The sequence below is a fragment of the Pseudomonas sp. F8002 genome (assembly GCF_013385495.1).
Classification (GTDB): domain Bacteria; phylum Pseudomonadota; class Gammaproteobacteria; order Pseudomonadales; family Pseudomonadaceae; genus Aquipseudomonas.
Genome location: NZ_JACAPW010000014.1, coordinates 39140 through 55122 on the forward strand (window position 1 = coordinate 39140; position 15983 = coordinate 55122).

The window sequence follows — 15983 nt, forward strand, 5'->3', positions numbered from 1 at the left end:
CACCTATGAGCCGCTTGCCTTACACTGCGCGCCTATGACCAACATCCCCCATACCCAAATCGCCGAACCTGCCGTCACCTGCTCCACCTGCGCCGCGTGCTGCTGCCAGCTGGAAGTCATGCTGATCACCGATACCGGCGTGCCCGATCGCTTTATCGATACCGACGATTGGGGCGGCGAAGTCATGCTGCGCCTGGATGACGGCTGGTGCGCGGCGCTGGACCGCGACACGATGATGTGCACGATTTACGAGAAGCGGCCGCTGATCTGCCGGGAATTCGAGATGGGCGCGCCGGAGTGCATCGATGAGCGCCAGGGGCTTGCGACGGTGTATCGCTGATTTCGGAACCAATGAGTAGCAAATGTGGGAGCGGGCTTGCTCGCGAAAGCGGTGTGTCAGTCAACTGATTCGTGGCTGATACACCACTTTCGCGAGCAAGCCCGCTCCCACAATGGTTTTGCAGTGTTCTGAGGAATTACAGTGGCAGCGTGTAGTGCAGCGAATAACTCTCTACACCATCGTTATTGCTGCTGATCCCGGCATTGGAGTAATGGGTGGCCCGAATCCCCACTTCACTGCCACCGACAAAGCGCAAGCCAAAGCCCAGCCGGTCTTCAAACTGGAAAGCCTGGCCGATATTGTTGTCTTCAACCCGCGTGCGGGAGAACACGGCCACACCCACGCCGGCCTCGATGTACGGCTTCACCCTCTCCCCGGCAAACTCATACACAAACACGGGTGAGAACGACAGGCTGCTGACGCTGGCCCGCTTGTCACCGTCCCAGTAGGTGTAGGCGCCGCTCCAGTACCCGGTCACGCGCCCCGTATCGGTCTGCCACCAGCTTTTATCCCAGTCCGAGGTCAGCCCCAACCGATAGGTCATGGTCGAATCGCTCGTACTTCCCACCCCAAGTTCCAGGCCTGCCGCCTGTGCGGAAAAAGAGTGCCCCAACATTGCGGCCGCAATCGCAGCCAAACAGAACAAGCGCTTCATAGAGAAACATCCCTTCCGAACGAAGTTGTATGATTTTGTACCGGCCAACTTGCTATAGAAGCTGCCGTATAGCCAGAAGTTCAGCGGATAAAGGCGTTATTTCACGTTTTTTTCACACGCCAAAACTACGCACAACTCCGGGAGATTTCCATAGGGTCGGTAGGATATTTCTTAGATGCTGCGGATCGCCGCTGGTCCAGAACTGTACAGGCGGCGGATTGCCAGTGGCCAGCAGTTCGCGATCACTCAAAAGACGCTGCAATTGACGCGCTACTGCCGCCCCGGTGTCGATCAAAATGATCGTCGGCGGGAGCATCTCGGCGAGCAGGGGCTTGAGGAACGGATAGTGGGTGCAGCCGAGGATGATGGTGTCGCAACCGGCCGCAATCAGCGGCTCCACGTAGCCTTGCAACAGCAGGCGCAGGGCCGGGCTGTCCAGGTCGCCGGTTTCGATCAGCTCCACCAGGCCCGGGCAGGGTTGGGTGATCACCCGCACATCGGTGGCGAAGCGGTCGAGCAAGGCGGCGAACTTGGCGCTTTGCAGGGTGCCGGTGGTCGCCAGCACGCCGACGACGCCACTGCGGGTCGCGGCGGCCGCGGGTTTGACTGCCGGTTCCATGCCCACCAATGGCCAGTCGGGATAGTCCTGACGCAAATCGGCAACCGCCGCAACGGTCGCCGTGTTGCAGGCAATCACAAACGCTTTGGCGCCCTTCTCACGGAAGAACGCCGCCACCTGTCGCGAACGATCGAGGATGAACGCCGGGGTTTTCTCGCCGTAGGGGATATTCCCGCCATCCGCCACGTACAGCAGCGACTCATGGGGCAGCAGACGCTGGATTTCGTCCAGCACCGACAGGCCGCCGACACCGGAGTCGAACACACCAATCGGCGCGTCCTTAACCATGTTGGCTACCGCAGACGCTGCAACCGGGATCGCGCTTGACCCGCAACTCGCGAAAACGCGTGGTCAGGGCGTCGATCAACAACAGCCGCCCCACCAGCGGCTCGCCGAAACCGGCCAGCAATTTCAAGGCTTCCAGGGCTTGCAGGCTGCCGACCAAACCCACCAGCGGGCCGATGACACCGGCTTCGCTGCAGGTCAGTTCGGCGTCGCTGCCGTGCCCGTATAAACAGTGGTAGCAGGGGCTTTCGGCGCGACGAGGGTCGAACACCGACAGCTGGCCTTCGAGGCGAATCGCCGCACCGCTCACCAAAGGCTTGCCGGCAGCGACACACACAGCGTTGACCGCTTCGCGGGTGGAGAAGTTGTCGCTGCAGTCCAGTACCACATCGACCGCCGCCACGGCGGCCGCGAGGGAATCCTCATCCAGCGCGCTGCGATGGGCAACCAGCTGTATTTCAGGATTGATCGCGCTCAGGCGGCGAATCGCCGAGTCGACCTTGCTCAGGCCGACGCTGTCGGTGTCGTGAATGATCTGGCGTTGCAGGTTGGTCAGGTCGACAGTGTCGAAATCCGCCAAATGCAGCTCACCCACACCCGCCGCCGCCAGGTACAGCGCCACCGGCGAACCGAGGCCACCCAGGCCGACGATCAGCGCGCGGCTGTTTTTCAGGCGCAACTGGCCTTCGATGTCGACATGCTGCAACAGAATCTGCCGGCTATAGCGCAACAGCTCCTGGTCGTTCATCACGGGCGGCGTCCCAACGTGATGCGTTCGTGGCCGCCCAGGTCGATGCGGCTGTGGACTTCTTCAAAGCCTTCCCCCAGCAGCAGGTCGCGCACGGCGGGCGCCTGGTCGTAACCGTGTTCCAGCAGCAACCAACCCGCGGCGTCGAGGTGCGCAGGCGCCTGGGCGATGATCAGCCGCAGGTCGTCCAGGCCGTCATGCCCGGATACCAGCGCGCTGGCCGGTTCAAAGCGCACGTCACCGGCCACCAGGTGCGGGTCGGTGTCGGCTATATAAGGTGGGTTGCTGATGATCAGGTTGTAAGTGTGGCCTTCGAGGGCACTGAACCAATGGCTGTTCAGCACCGTGGCGTTGTTCAGGTGCAGGCGCTGGCGGTTGCGTTCGGCCAGGGCCACGGCTTCCAGCACGCGGTCGACCGCCGTGACTTGCCAGGCCGGGCGTTCGCTGGCCAGGGCCAGGGCAATCGCGCCGCTGCCGGTGCCCAGGTCCAGGACCTTGGCCGGTGTGGCAGGCAGCAATTCCAGGGCGGCTTCCACCAGCATCTCGGTTTCCGGACGCGGGATCAGCGTGTGCGGTGCCACTTCCAGGTCGAGCTTCCAGAAGCCTTGCTGGCCGAGGATGTAGGCCACGGGCTCGCCGGCACGACGGCGTTGCAGGTAGTCGGCAAAGGTCAGCGCGTGTTCACTGCTGACGATTTTTTCCGGCCAGGTGTGCAGGTAGCTGCGGGACTTGCCCAAGGCAGCGGCCAGCAACAATTCCACGTCCAGGCGCGCAGTCGGCGAGTCCGGCAGGTCGGCGGCGCGTAACAAACTGGCAATAATGGTCATTTATTCACCTATCGCCGCAAGCTGGTCGGCCTGGTATTCAGCCAACAATGGCTCGATTACCGCATCGACGCCACCGGCGAGGATTTCGTCCAGGGAGTACAGCGTCAGGTTGACGCGGTGGTCGGTGACCCGGCCCTGGGCAAAGTTGTAGGTACGAATGCGCTCGGAACGGTCGCCCGAGCCCACCAGCAACTTACGCTCGCTGGCAATCGCATTGGCGGCGGCGCTGGTCTGCTGGTCATTCAGCTTGGCCGACAGCCAGGACATGGCCCGCGCACGGTTCTTGTGCTGGGAACGTTCTTCCTGGCACTCCACCACGATGCCCGAAGGCAAGTGAGTGATACGGATCGCCGAGTCAGTCTTGTTGACGTGCTGGCCACCGGCGCCCGATGAGCGGTAGGTGTCGACCCGCAGGTCTGCGGGGTTGATCTCGATGGCTTCCTGCTCGTCGGGCTCGGGCAACACGGCCACGGTGCACGCCGAGGTGTGGATACGGCCCTGGGATTCCGTGGCCGGAACCCGCTGCACGCGGTGCACGCCGGATTCGAACTTCAGTTTGCCGTAGACATTCTCGCCCTCAACCCGGGCGATGACTTCTTTATAGCCGCCGTGTTCGCCTTCGTTCTCGGACAAAATCTCCACACGCCAGCCGCGACGCTCGGCATAGCGCGAATACATGCGGAACAGGTCGCCGGAGAAAATCGCCGCTTCGTCACCACCGGTGCCGGCGCGGATTTCAAGGAATACGTTGCGCCCGTCGTTCGGATCCTTGGGCAACAGCATGCGTTGCAGGTCGCCTTCCAGTTCGATCAGCTTGTCCTTGGCCTCTCGCACTTCTTCAACGGCCATTTCGCGCATGTCCGGGTCGCTGTCCTTGAGCAGCGCCTGGGCGCCTTCGAGGTCAGCCTGAACCTTGAGCAACTGTTTATAGGTGCCCACGATCGGTTCAACTTCCGCGTATTCCTTGGAATAGGTGCGGAACTTGGTCTGATCGGAGATGACCTCGCCATCGCCGAGCAAGGCGGTCAGTTCTTCGAAACGGTCCTGAAGGACGTCCAGTTTATTGAGCAGTGACGCTTTCATTGCGGTTTTTTATCCGAAGAGCTTTCTGTCGCGCCCTCACCGAGGGCAAAGAGTTCCTGGGCCATGGCCAGCGCATCGAGGCGGCCTTCGGCGGTAAGCTTTTTCAACTGGACACTGGGAGCATGCAGCAATTTGTTGGTCAGGCCGCGCGCCAGTTGCATCAGCACGTCTTCGGCGCTGCTGCCGTTGGCGAGCATACGCTGGGCCTTGATCAATTCCTCGTCCCGCAGGCGTTCGCCTTGCTGACGGTAGGCCTTGAGCACGTCCACTGCCGCCAGTTCACGCAGGCGCACCATGAAATCGTCGGCACCGGTGCTGACCATTTCCTCGGCAGCCTGGGCAGCGCCCTGGCGACTCTTGAGGTTTTCGGCGACCACTTCGTGCAGGTCGTCGACGCTATAGAGGTAAACGTCGTCCAACTCGCCGACTTCAGGCTCGATATCCCGGGGAACGGCGATATCCACCATGAAGATCGGCTTGTGCTTGCGCAGTTTCAGGGCGCTTTCTACCGCGCCCTTGCCGAGGATCGGCAACTGGCTGGCAGTAGAGCTGATGACGATGTCGCTGCGCACCAGCTCGGCCGGGATGTCGGAAAGCAACACCGCGTGGGCACCGAACTGCTCGGCCAGGATGCTGGCGCGTTCCAGGGTACGGTTGGCGACGACAATGCGCTTTACGCCCAGTTCGTGCAGGTGGCGGGCGACCAGGGTGATGGTCTCGCCGGCGCCGATCAGCAGGGCCTGGCTGCGCTGCAAGTCACTGAAAATCTGTTTGGCCAGGCTGACGGCGGCAAACGCCACGGACACCGGGTTTTCACCGATGGCGGTGTCGGTGCGCACCTGCTTGGCGGAGTTGAAGGTGGCCTGGAACAGGCGCCCCAGCAGCGGGCCGATGGTGCCGGCCTCGCGGGCCACGGCGTAGGCGGACTTCATCTGGCCGAGAATCTGCGGCTCGCCCAACACCAGCGAATCCAGCCCGGAGGCGACGCGCATCATGTGACGAACTGCCGCATCCTCTTCGTGCACATATGAGCTTTGGCGCAGCTCATCGAGGCTCAAATGGTGGTAATCGGCCAGCCAGCGCAGCACCACATCCGCTGAAAGATGTTCCTGCTCTATATAGAGCTCGCTGCGATTACAGGTCGAAAGGATCGCAGCTTCGCGACTGTCGGTGAGCCGGCAGAGCTGCTGCAAGGCCTCAACCAACTGCTCGGGAGTAAAAGCCACGCGCTCGCGGACGTCTACAGAAGCAGTCTTGTGGTTAATACCGAGTGCAAGGAAGGCCATTCAATATCGCTGATGATGTCGGGAAGCCGACAATTGTCCTACTTCGAATGATTCAGAACAACCACCGTAGGCTATTGTCCTAATGCCTTGTGTCTATAAAGGCATCCACTGAGACTCGGTTATGTTTGGCCGAAGGCTTGTGTCATGATGATCCGACCGCAGGTTAGTCGTCCTCTTCCTATATGAATAGATCTTCCGCGTTGCTCCTTGCTTTTGTCTTTCTCAGCGGCTGCCAGGCCATGGCACCCGTGTCGCCGGACGGTACGCCGCCGGTAGAAGACAGCACCCCCGCCCCTGAAAAGCCCAAGGTTTATTCCTCGTTCAGTGAAGAGACGATCTTCAGCCTGCTGAGCGCGGAGCTGGCCGGCCAGCGCAATCGTTTCGACATTGCCCTGGATAACTACGTGACCCAGGCCATCAATACTCAGGATCCGGGGATTTCGGAGCGGGCGTTTCGCATCGCCGAGTACCTGGGCGCCGATCAGGCGGCCCTGGACTCCTCGCTGATCTGGGCGAAAAACGCCCCGGACGATCTCGAGGCGCAACGGGCAGCGGCCATTCAACTGGCCCGCGCCGGGCGCTATGACGACTCCATGGTGTATATGGAGAAGGTCCTGCAGGGCAAGGGCGACACGCATTTCGACTTCCTCGCGCTGTCGGCCGCCGACACCGATCAGGACACCCGCAACGGCCTGATGAAGAGTTTCGACCGCCTGCTGCAAAAACACCCGAACAACAGCCAGCTGATTTTCGGCAAGGCGCTGTTGTTGCAACAGGATGATGAGCCTGAGGCTGCGCTGAAGCTGCTGGAGCAACACCCGCCGGAAGAGGGCGAGATCGCGCCGATCCTGCTGCGCGCCCGCCTGCTGCAAAACCTCAACCGCGGCAAGGAAGCGATTCCGCTGCTGGAAAAAAGCATCAAGAAGTACCCGGGCGACAAACGCCTGCTGCTGACCTATGCCCGCATGCTGGTTGAACAGGACCGCATGGAAGACGCCAAGGTGCAGTTCGCCAACCTCGTGCAGCAATACCCGGACGATGACGAATTGCGCTACTCCCTGGCGCTGGTGTGCCTGGAAGCCAAGGCCTGGGATGAGGCCAAGGGTTACCTGGAAGACCTGATCGCCCGCGAGAGCCACGTGGATTCGGCGCACCTGAACCTGGGCCGCATCGCTGAAGAGCGTAACGACCCGCAGGCTGCATTGCTTGAATACGCTCAGGTCGGCGCCGGCAATGACTACCTGCCGGCGCAACTGCGCCAGGCCGATATCCTGATGAACAACGGCCGCACCGACGAGGCGGAAAAACGCCTGGCTGCCGCACGGGATGCCGAACCGGACTACGCGATCCAGCTGTACCTGATCCAGGCCGAGACCCTGTCGGCCAACAAGCAGGGCGATCGCGCCTGGAAAATTCTCCAGCAAGCCTTGCTGCAATATCCGGACGACTTGAACCTGCTGTACACCCGCGCCATGCAGGCGGAAAAACGCAATGACCTGGCGCAGATGGAAAAAGACCTGCGCCTGATCATCAAGCGCGACCCGGACAATGCCATGGCACTGAACGCCCTGGGTTACACCTTGTCCGACCGTACAACGCGTTACGCCGAAGCCAAGGAGCTGATTGAAAAAGCTCACCAGCTCAACCCGGAAGACCCGGCCGTACTCGACAGCCTCGGCTGGGTGAATTACCGCCTGGGCAACCTGGACGAAGCCGAACGCTTGTTGCGCCAGGCGCTGGAGCGCTTCCCCGACCAGGAAGTCGCCGCACACCTGGGCGAAGTGCTCTGGGCCAATGGCAAGCAGCGTGAAGCGCGACAAATCTGGGAGAAGTTCCTCAAGGAACAGCCTGAAAGCCCAATCCTGCGCAGCACCATCAAGCGCCTGACCGGATCCGAGACCCTTTAATTTTATGTTTTTGCGCCACGTTATCGTTTTCAGCTTTATCGCCCTGCTTGCCGGCTGTTCCGGTCTTGGCACCCGTGAATCTGTCGAAGGCCCGGGCAACCCGGCGCAGTGGCAGCAGCACAAGGATCAACTGAGCAGCCTTGATGGCTGGCAGATCGAGGGCAAGGTGGGCATTCGCGCCCCGAAAGATTCGGGCAGCGGCACCTTGTTCTGGCTGCAACGCCAGGACTATTACGACATTCGCCTGTCTGGCCCGCTGGGCCGCGGTGCGGCACGCCTGACCGGCCGGCCGGGGCAAGTCAGCCTGGAAGTGGCCAATCAGGGCCGCTATGAAGCGCCAACGCCGGAAGCCCTGCTGGAAGAACAGATGGGCTGGAAACTCCCCGTATCGCACCTGGTGTGGTGGGTACGCGGTCTTCCTGCGCCAGACAGCAAGAGCCGCCTGAGCCTCAATGGCGACAGCCGCCTGGCTTCGCTGGAACAGGATGGCTGGCAGGTCGAATACCTGAGCTATGTGCAACAGAACGGTTACTGGCTGCCCGAGCGCATCAAGCTGCATGGCACCGACCTTGACGTCACGCTGGTGATCAAGGACTGGCAACCGCGTAAGCTGGGGCAGTGAGATGAACGAGCAACGCCTGACCCTGCCCTCCCCGGCCAAACTCAATTTGATGCTGCACATTCTCGGTCGCCGTGAAGACGGCTATCACGAGTTGCAGACGATTTTTCAATTTCTCGACTACGGCGATGAACTGACCTTCGCCGTTCGCGATGACGGCGTGATCCAGTTGCACACCGAATTCGACGGCGTGCCTCACGACAGCAACCTGATTGTGAAGGCCGCGAAAAAACTCCAGGAACAATCCGGTTGCCCATTGGGCATCGACATCTGGATCGAAAAAATCCTGCCCATGGGCGGCGGCATCGGTGGCGGCAGCTCAAATGCCGCAACGACATTGCTCGGCCTGAATCACTTGTGGCAACTGGGTTGGGACCACGATCGCCTGGCGGCGCTGGGCCTGACACTGGGCGCGGACGTCCCGGTTTTCGTGCGTGGGCACGCCGCTTTTGCCGAAGGCGTGGGGGAGAAACTCACCCCTGTAGACCCCGAAGAGCCGTGGTATGTCGTGCTTGTTCCGCAAGTATCTGTAAGTACAGCAGAAATTTTTTCAGATCCACTGTTGACACGTAACTCTCCTCCCATTAAAGTGCGCCCCGTTCCCAAGGGAAACAGTCGAAATGACTGCTTACCGGTTGTAGCAAGGCGTTATCCAGATGTACGTAACGCTTTGAATTTGTTAGGTAATTTTACCGAAGCAAAATTAACCGGAACTGGAAGTTGTGTGTTTGGGGGCTTCCCAAGCAAAGCTGAAGCTGATAAAGTCTCGGCCCTTCTTACAGAGACCCTTACAGGGTTTGTAGCAAAGGGAAGCAACGTTTCGATGTTGCATCGCAAGCTGCAAAGTCTGCTCTAAAGGAACCGAGTACTGGGTACTCGTTGCAACAGATACAGGGGCGTCGCCAAGCGGTAAGGCAGCAGGTTTTGATCCTGCCATGCGTTGGTTCGAATCCAGCCGCCCCTGCCATTTTCTATACTCATCCAGGTTACCCTCAGCCTCTAGGTACTGCGCGTGTCCAAGATGATGGTCTTTACGGGGAATGCTAACCCCGATCTGGCTCGGCGTGTTGTACGTCAGCTGCATATCCCTCTCGGTGACATCTCTGTCGGTAAATTCTCCGACGGCGAAATTACAGCCGAGATCAATGAAAACGTCCGCGGTAAAGATGTCTTCATTATTCAGCCGACTTGCGCTCCGACCAACGATAACCTGATGGAACTCGTCGTGATGGCTGATGCCTTCCGCCGCTCCTCAGCAACTCGAATCACAGCTGTAATCCCTTACTTTGGTTATGCCCGTCAGGATCGCCGTCCGCGTTCCGCACGTGTGGCTATCAGCGCGAAAGTCGTTGCTGACATGCTGACCGTGGTAGGTATCGACCGTGTTCTCACGGTTGACCTGCACGCTGACCAAATCCAGGGGTTCTTCGATATTCCGGTAGATAACATCTACGGCTCCCCCGTCCTGGTGGATGACATCGAAGACCAGCGCTTTGAAAACCTGATGATCGTGTCCCCGGACATTGGTGGCGTCGTGCGTGCACGGGCTGTTGCCAAATCCCTGGGCGTGGATCTCGGGATCATCGACAAACGCCGCGAGAAAGCCAATCACTCTGAAGTGATGCATATCATCGGTGATGTCGAAGGGCGTACCTGTATTCTGGTTGATGACATGGTCGACACCGCCGGCACCCTGTGCCACGCGGCGAAAGCCTTGAAAGAGCACGGTGCAGCAAAAGTCTTCGCCTACTGCACACACCCTGTGCTGTCGGGCCGAGCGATCGAGAACATCGAGAACTCAATGCTGGACGAACTGGTGGTGACTAACACCATCCCGTTGTCCGCTGCCGCTCAAGCCTGTTCGCGTATCCGTCAACTGGATATCGCACCGGTAGTTGCCGAAGCGGTTCGCCGCATCAGCAACGAAGAATCGATCAGCGCGATGTTCCGTTAAGGGTCAAACCTTAGCGGCATCAACCTGACGAAAAGCGCCCCGCCCCAGCATTCTGCCGGGGCGGGGCTTTTTTGCCCATATCGCCTTTAGCGCTGGTCGCAAACGCTAGGGCGAATGTGGTTATTTTGGAGATACAACATGAACGATTTTACTTTGAATGCTGAACTGCGTTCCGACCTGGGGAAAGGTGCGAGCCGCCGCCTGCGTCGTCTCGCAAGCCTGGTTCCAGCTGTAGTTTACGGTGGCGAAAAAGCCCCTGAATCCATCAGCATGCTGGCTAAAGAAATCGCCAAACTGCTCGAAAACGACGCGGCTTACAGCCACATCATCGAGCTGAACGTTGGCGGCACCAAGCAGAACGTCATCATCAAGGCACTGCAACGTCACCCAGCTAAAGGCCACGTGCTGCACGCTGACTTCGTACGCGTAGTAGCTGGTCAGAAACTGACCGCTATCGTGCCTGTGCACTTCGTGGGTGAAGAAGCTCCGGTCAAGAAAGGCGGCGAAGTTTCGCACGTTATCGCCGAGATCGAAGTGACCTGCCTGCCGAAAGACCTGCCTGAGTTCATCGAAGTCGACCTGTCGGCTCTGGAAATCGGCGCAATCGTTCACCTGTCCGACCTCAAGGCTCCTAAAGGCGTTGAGTTCGTTGCACTGGCTCACGGTGACGACAAAGCTGTTGCAAACGTACACGCTCCACGCGTTGCACCAGAAGCTGAAGAAGGCGCTGCAGAGTAATTCACTCTGTAATGCCGGAGCTTGAGGAAACATCGCGGACCGGAACGTAGCGAGAAAGCGGGCGAGAATGCGAAGTTGGCCTCTAACGGTTAATGAGTTTTTGTCGTCCACTTTCGCCGCACCAACGGCGATGTTATCCACAACTCCAAAGGAAGGGCCCCTGTCGTGACTGCCATTAAACTGATCGTTGGCCTGGGAAATCCAGGCGCAGAATACGAACAGACCCGGCATAACGCGGGGGCCCTTTTTGTTGAGCGCATCGCCCACGCCCAAGGCGTCAATCTTGTGGCCGATCGCAAATATTTCGGCCTGACCGGACGCTTTTCGCATCAGGGTCAGGATGTTCGTCTGTTGATTCCCACCACCTACATGAACCGCAGCGGCCAGGCTGTCGCGGCGCTTGCGGGCTTCTTCCGGATCAAACCCGAAGAAATCCTGGTGGCCCATGACGAACTGGACCTGCCACCCGGCGTTGCCAAGCTCAAGCAAGGCGGCGGCCATGGCGGGCATAATGGCCTGCGCGACATCATCGCGCAGTTGGGCAATCAGAATACGTTCTACCGCTTGCGGCTTGGCATTGGCCACCCGGGCGTTGCCAGTATGGTTTCAAATTTCGTCCTGGGTCGTGCGCCACGCGCCGAACAGGAAAAACTCGATGCCAGCATCGATTTTGCCCTCGGCGTGCTGCCGGATATCTTCGCCGGTGAATGGAACCGTGCGATGAAAAACCTGCACAGCCAGAAGGCCTGACTCTTTACCCGAGGGGAAACACCATGGGATTCAATTGCGGCATCGTCGGCCTACCTAACGTCGGCAAGTCCACCCTGTTCAACGCCCTGACCAAATCCGGTATTGCGGCGGAGAACTTCCCCTTCTGCACCATCGAACCGAACACCGGTATCGTGCCGATGCCCGATACACGCCTGGACGCCCTGGCGGCCATCGTGAATCCAAAGCGCATCCTGCCGACCACCATGGAGTTCGTCGACATCGCGGGCCTGGTAGCCGGCGCGTCGAAAGGTGAAGGCCTGGGCAACAAGTTCCTCGCCAACATCCGCGAGACCGATGCCATCGCCCACGTGGTCCGCTGCTTCGAAGACGAGAACGTGATTCACGTCTCCAACAGCGTCGACCCGAAACGCGATATCGAGATCATCGACCTGGAACTGATCTTCGCCGACCTCGACAGCTGCGAGAAGCAACTGCAAAAGGTCACGCGTAACGCCAAGGGCGGCGACAAGGACGCAGTGGTCCAGAAAGCCTTGCTGGAGCAACTGATTGCCCACTTCACTCTGGGCAAGCCGGCACGCAGCCTGATGAAGAACATGATCACCGACGAAAAGGCGGTGATCAAGGGCTTCCACCTGCTGACTACCAAGCCGGTGATGTACATCGCCAACGTGGCTGAAGACGGTTTCGAGAACAACCCGCTGCTCGACGTGGTCATGGCCATTGCCGAAGAAGAAGGCGCGATGGTTGTTCCAGTGTGCAACAAGATCGAAGCGGAAATCGCCGAGCTGGAAGACGGCGAAGAGAAAGACATGTTCCTCGAGGCCCTGGGCCTGGAAGAGCCTGGCCTGAACCGCGTGATCCGTGCCGGCTACGAAATGCTGCACCTGCAGACCTACTTCACCGCCGGTGTTGAAGAAGTACGCGCCTGGACCGTCAAGGTCGGTGCCACTGCCCCGCAAGCGGCTGGCGTGATCCACACCGACTTCGAAAAAGGCTTCATCCGCGCCGAAGTCATCGCCTACAACGACTTCATCCAGTTCAAGGGTGAAGCCGGTGCCAAGGAAGCCGGTAAATGGCGCCTGGAAGGCAAGGAATACATCGTCAAGGATGGCGACGTGATGCACTTCCGCTTCAACGTGTAAGCGTAACCTGCGGGCCATACCGCAAAACAAAAAGCCGATGCACTGCATCGGCTTTTTTGTGGGCGATGTTTGCAACTCTCTACAATGATCGACTTTGAAACATCCCCTGACATCTTAATACGAAAAATATATAAAACAACCACAGCCCCCAATACGTAAAAATACGCCAATCCTCCCTGACACCCCAGAGTTTAAGATTATTCCGACCTATTATCAGGCATTCACGAGCGAGCGCCCACTTGAATAATATTTAACTTAAGATTTTTTGGTTTTCACACATCACAAACGTCTATTTCGCACTCTCCGACAGAATGACAAATCAGCTAAATTCCGTTCTACTTATCCATATCAGCAGGGAAGCCCCTCAGTAAAATAATGAGAGATAATAGGAGCAATAGCGATATGTCGGCCTCCTATCAAAGCATGTTTGAAACGGATGATCCATTTACTGAATGCCCAATCATTGAAGCCACTATCAACAATACTGCAGCATTAAACATAGATATACTTTTGCTGGGAGAAACCGGCACCGGTAAGGATACCCTGGCCCAACGCATCCATCGCTTATCGGGCCGGCGAGGTAACTTCGTCGCCGTCAACTGCGCTGCAATTCCCGAAAGCCTGGCGGAAAGCCAACTATTCGGGGTCAACAGCGGCGCCTACACCGGTGCAATGCAATCACGGGCAGGCTTTGTCGAAGCTGCACACCTGGGCACCTTATACCTCGACGAAATCGACAGCATGCCGTTGTCGCTTCAAGCCAAGCTGCTGCGGGTACTGGAATGTCGAGGGGTCGAACGCCTGGGCTCGACCCGATTCATCCAAGTGGATATGCGTGTCATCGCTTCTGCCCAGCAATCGTTGCACGAGATGGTGGAACGAGGTGCCTTCCGACGGGATCTGTATTTCCGTCTCAATGTCGTCAATATCCATCTCCCCCCTTTGCGGGAGCGTCGGGAGTTAATTATCCCGTTGTTTCTTAATATGATCAAACAAGAAGCAGAGACCTTTAAGTGCCCCGTGCAAGCCCCAGCAGGCGCGCTGCTGCAGCAGTTACTCTGCCACCCTTGGCTCGGTAATATTCGCGAACTTCGCTCATCCGCTAAACGCTTCGTTTTGGGCCTAACCCCGCTCCCTACAAGCCTTACGCCACAGACCGAGATGAATTTGAAGGCACGCCTGCAACAGATCGAAAAAGTATTAATTGAGGAGTCGCTGCAGCGTCATGAACACAGCGTCGACAGTGCAGCGGCAGAGTTGGGGGTCGCGCTTCGCACGCTTTATTATCGAATGAAACAACTGAAAGTATTTACCCCTTGAAATCAAGCAGAGATATTCAAGTTGATTTAAAGCCCCTCCTTCAAACAGGTTTGAAACATTTACAAACATTTACCTTGTTCACGTCAGGAACGAAAATCACGGCATCAGCCACTTAGCCTACGAGTAATCACAATTGCTCACAAACTGTGCAGATATAGAACGAACAATCTCTGCACACTATCCGACCTCATACAAAGGTAAATTAGATGATTAATTCTTCAGTTGGTGGTGCGTCTTCGGCGGCGGCCGACTCTACGGCGGCGGTAGACTCTACGGCAGCGTGGGCCAGGCAGGAAAACAACAGAACTGCCATATTAAAGATGCAAGAGGGCGTCCAGGACACGAAGACGGGCAGGGCAATTGATAGCGCCATCTCGAAAATGACGCTCGTTGGCAAAGTGCGGTTTCCAAACTAAATAATCCTGGCCTCCCCTGCCTGTGCCGGGGAGTGCCACTGTCACCACTAGCACTGTAATGGACACGCTCCAGGGAGTTTCATATGTACATCAACGACGCCGAGAGGGTGCAAAAAAGGTCCTGGGATGTTCCGGCTGAGTCGCCCACTGCATTTAACGGGACCTCCGATATGAATTTCTTCAACGCGCAACTTGATCATTCCGCAGCGCACTACAAAAGAATCTCCCCCTCTATGCCCGATAACCTATTCAACCTGAACGCTCCTAAGTCGTCGTTCGAGCGCGTGAAAAAAGGGATGGATGACATGCTGCGGAACAAGCAGACCGAGGCATCCCATGCACTGCCACAATCACTTGCCCTCGCGAACTTTGAAGTGGTGGCTCCGGTCAAGGTGTGCGGCATGCTGGTGAAAGGCCTCGATAAAATCTCCAACCTGGCATAGCCGCATGCATCGCTATCTATCCATCACGCTCTTTTGTTTATCGACATTGATGCTCGCCGGCTGCGGTGAGAGCGTAGAACTCCATCGCCAGCTGTCCGAGCAGGAAGCCAACGAAGTCGTTGCCGAGTTGGCAGACAAGGCGATCCGCGCCCAGAAAATTCCGGCCAAAGACGGCGTGGTCGTTCGCGTCCGGGCAAACGACATCAGCCGGGCTGTTCGCACGCTGGAGGCCGCCGGTCTACCCAAAGTGGGCCGCTCCACCTTGGGAGATATCTTTCGCAAGGAGGGGGTCATTTCCACGCCGCTGGAAGAACGGGCGCGCTATATCTATGCACTGTCACAAGAATTGGAAGCCACACTGTCGAATATCGATGGCGTGATCGTTGCGCGCGTCCATGTCGTGCTGCCGGAGCGGGTGGCACCTGGAGAACCGGTACAACCGGCGTCCGCCTCGGTGTTCATCAAGCATGATCCGCGACTGGACCCCGACAACATTCAAGCCCGCGTGCGAAGGATGGTTGCCAGCAGCATCCCCGGTATGGCCTCAGCGATAGAAAACACGCAAAAACTGACCGTCGTTTTCGTGCCAGCTACAGCCTATCAGGAGAAGCAACAACTCATCTATCTCGGGCCCTTCCTGGTACCGGAGCAAGACCTCGCGTTCTGGCGTACCAGTATCATAGCCTCCTTGATCGCCTTACTGCTGGGAGGCTCTGCAGGGTTACTCTGGCGCCGACGGATTAAGGACAACCAGCCGAAAGAGTCTGCGACCGTACCGGCCCATGAATAAGGACCTCCTGTGGGTTCGATGGTGGGTTTCCCCATGGGAAAACGCGCACCGCGACTGGTACACGCAGAACCGCTTTGTG

At 58.3% G+C, this 15983-nt stretch carries 17 protein-coding genes and 1 tRNA gene; 12 read left to right on the top strand and 6 right to left on the bottom strand.

Features of this window, described 5'->3' with window-relative positions; translation table 11 throughout:
• Positions 1 to 34: 34 nt before the first annotated feature.
• Complete coding sequence (locus tag HX811_RS11410; RefSeq protein ID WP_063033124.1) at positions 35 to 340, top strand: YkgJ family cysteine cluster protein; 306 nt, start codon at positions 35 to 37, stop codon at positions 338 to 340.
• Between the two features lie 136 nt (positions 341 to 476).
• On the opposite strand, the gene HX811_RS11415 is transcribed toward HX811_RS11410, so the two are convergent.
• The 6 genes from HX811_RS11415 to hemA all read right to left on the bottom strand — a co-directional run bounded on the left by HX811_RS11415 (position 477) and on the right by hemA (position 5843).
• A complete protein-coding gene (locus tag HX811_RS11415) occupies positions 477 to 995 on the bottom strand; it encodes an acyloxyacyl hydrolase (RefSeq protein WP_003208415.1) in 519 nt (172 codons plus the stop codon).
• Positions 996 to 1107: 112 nt separating this feature from the next.
• Positions 1108 to 1902 carry a glutamate racemase gene (murI, locus tag HX811_RS11420; RefSeq protein WP_003208413.1) on the bottom strand — a complete coding sequence of 265 codons (795 nt, stop codon included), beginning with the start codon at positions 1900 to 1902 and terminating at the stop codon, positions 1108 to 1110.
• Positions 1895 to 2650: a molybdopterin-synthase adenylyltransferase MoeB gene (locus tag HX811_RS11425; protein ID WP_177045952.1), complete on the bottom strand. Its 756-nt coding sequence runs from the start codon at positions 2648 to 2650 to the stop codon at positions 1895 to 1897. The genes murI and HX811_RS11425 overlap by 8 nt, the downstream gene beginning before the upstream one ends.
• Positions 2647 to 3474: a peptide chain release factor N(5)-glutamine methyltransferase gene (prmC, locus tag HX811_RS11430; protein ID WP_003208408.1), complete on the bottom strand. Its 828-nt coding sequence runs from the start codon at positions 3472 to 3474 to the stop codon at positions 2647 to 2649. Before prmC ends, HX811_RS11425 begins: the two co-directional genes overlap by 4 nt.
• Positions 3475 to 4557: a peptide chain release factor 1 gene (gene prfA / locus HX811_RS11435; protein ID WP_003208405.1), complete on the bottom strand. Its 1083-nt coding sequence runs from the start codon at positions 4555 to 4557 to the stop codon at positions 3475 to 3477.
• Positions 4554 to 5843 (bottom strand): glutamyl-tRNA reductase, encoded by a 1290-nt coding sequence (gene hemA, locus HX811_RS11440; RefSeq protein ID WP_008432265.1) that lies wholly within the window; start codon positions 5841 to 5843, stop codon positions 4554 to 4556. The genes prfA and hemA overlap by 4 nt, the downstream gene beginning before the upstream one ends.
• A gap of 182 nt (positions 5844 to 6025) precedes the next feature.
• On the opposite strand from hemA, the gene HX811_RS11445 reads away from it, so the two are divergent.
• From HX811_RS11445 to sctJ, 11 genes are all read left to right on the top strand, one after another.
• Complete coding sequence (locus HX811_RS11445; RefSeq protein WP_008432263.1) at positions 6026 to 7750, top strand: tetratricopeptide repeat protein; 1725 nt, start codon at positions 6026 to 6028, stop codon at positions 7748 to 7750.
• A gap of 4 nt (positions 7751 to 7754) precedes the next feature.
• Positions 7755 to 8372, top strand: coding sequence for a lipoprotein insertase outer membrane protein LolB (lolB, locus tag HX811_RS11450; RefSeq protein ID WP_008432261.1), 618 nt, complete (start codon positions 7755 to 7757; stop codon positions 8370 to 8372).
• A 1-nt stretch (position 8373) separates the two neighbouring features.
• Positions 8374 to 9225, top strand: a complete 852-nt coding sequence (gene ispE / locus HX811_RS11455; protein WP_003208395.1) for a 4-(cytidine 5'-diphospho)-2-C-methyl-D-erythritol kinase — start codon at positions 8374 to 8376, stop codon at positions 9223 to 9225.
• A 36-nt stretch (positions 9226 to 9261) separates the two neighbouring features.
• A tRNA-Gln gene (locus tag HX811_RS11460) sits at positions 9262 to 9336 on the top strand.
• Positions 9337 to 9381: 45 nt separating this feature from the next.
• Positions 9382 to 10323 (top strand): ribose-phosphate pyrophosphokinase, encoded by a 942-nt coding sequence (locus tag HX811_RS11465; RefSeq protein WP_003208392.1) that lies wholly within the window; start codon positions 9382 to 9384, stop codon positions 10321 to 10323.
• A 138-nt stretch (positions 10324 to 10461) separates the two neighbouring features.
• Positions 10462 to 11061, top strand: coding sequence for a 50S ribosomal protein L25/general stress protein Ctc (locus HX811_RS11470; RefSeq protein WP_003208391.1), 600 nt, complete (start codon positions 10462 to 10464; stop codon positions 11059 to 11061).
• A 165-nt stretch (positions 11062 to 11226) separates the two neighbouring features.
• Positions 11227 to 11811 (top strand): aminoacyl-tRNA hydrolase, encoded by a 585-nt coding sequence (pth, locus tag HX811_RS11475; protein ID WP_003208389.1) that lies wholly within the window; start codon positions 11227 to 11229, stop codon positions 11809 to 11811.
• Between the two features lie 23 nt (positions 11812 to 11834).
• On the top strand, positions 11835 to 12935 hold the full coding sequence (ychF, locus tag HX811_RS11480; RefSeq protein WP_177045953.1) for a redox-regulated ATPase YchF: 1101 nt from the start codon (positions 11835 to 11837) through the stop codon (positions 12933 to 12935).
• Between the two features lie 402 nt (positions 12936 to 13337).
• Entirely contained in the window at positions 13338 to 14255 is a 918-nt protein-coding gene (locus HX811_RS11485; RefSeq protein ID WP_177045956.1) for a sigma 54-interacting transcriptional regulator, read from the top strand.
• Positions 14256 to 14754: 499 nt separating this feature from the next.
• Complete coding sequence (locus tag HX811_RS11490) at positions 14755 to 15114, top strand: hypothetical protein (protein ID WP_177045958.1); 360 nt, start codon at positions 14755 to 14757, stop codon at positions 15112 to 15114.
• 4 nt (positions 15115 to 15118) lie between these two features.
• The gene (sctJ, locus tag HX811_RS11495; protein WP_177045960.1) at positions 15119 to 15904 is read left to right on the top strand and encodes a type III secretion system inner membrane ring lipoprotein SctJ; all 786 of its coding nucleotides are present in this window, start codon (positions 15119 to 15121) and stop codon (positions 15902 to 15904) included.
• Positions 15905 to 15983: the final 79 nt, after the last annotated feature.